Below are 254 nucleotides of genomic sequence, written 5' to 3'. Positions count from 1 at the left end.
TCACACCATCGCTCAATGCAGTTGTAAACTCACTACCGGTGATTTTCACCCCAGTAATATTACCAGCGGTTACGTTTCCTAAATCAGCTGATAAGGCCGATAATTTATCAACACTTAATGCTTGTGCATCGAGTTCTTTCTTTATCCATGCGCCATTATTACAAACAAAAAGACCTGTACATACTGTACCGGCCTCATTGTATTGGAACCACATATCGCCATCTTTCGCCTCTATTGGGGCAATATAGCCATAA

Annotated in this window: 1 protein-coding gene; it reads right to left on the bottom strand. The window is 41.3% G+C overall.

Annotated elements, in window-relative coordinates:
* Positions 1-254, bottom strand: a 254-nt coding sequence (locus KTHG_RS20970) for a hypothetical protein (RefSeq protein WP_370362738.1), incomplete at both ends; no start/stop codon positions are given.

Source organism: Kurthia sp. Dielmo (assembly GCF_000307285.2).
GTDB lineage: Bacteria > Bacillota > Bacilli > Bacillales_A > Planococcaceae > Kurthia > Kurthia populi.
This window is presented reverse-complemented; position numbering and strand designations above follow the sequence as displayed.